This is a genomic window from Wolbachia endosymbiont of Tuta absoluta, from assembly GCF_059414725.1.
On sequence record NZ_JBNRJY010000330.1, the window covers coordinates 1 to 330 of the forward strand.

Sequence of the window (330 nt, forward strand, 5' to 3'; positions counted from 1 at the left end):
GGTGATTCATGATGACATATTTACCATTGCCACCTGTTTTCAATGTTGCAATAAAGATACAGTATTATGTAAACTGGAATAAAAAACGGGCAACAATGAAATTATAAAAATGTTGTTTCATACTCACATTATAATTTTCTCTATGATTTCAGGTAGCACCGGCTCAATATAAGTTGCATCAGAGAATTCAGGATCGATCTCAGCATCGAGCGTGAGATTATTCGACACAGTCGACCCCAGGTAGCAAAACTTATCGACTATGCTCAAGGGAACACCGGCTAGCATGATGTGTGGTGCATCTGCGCCTTGAGCTAGCACTACTGTTTTTTT

The 330-nt window shown here is 39.1% G+C and carries 1 protein-coding gene; it reads right to left on the reverse strand.

The features are described from left to right. Positions 1-123: 123 nt before the first annotated feature. On the reverse strand, positions 124-330 hold a 207-nt coding region (locus ACJ5GX_RS03525; RefSeq protein ID WP_495292708.1), incomplete at its 5' end, for a hypothetical protein.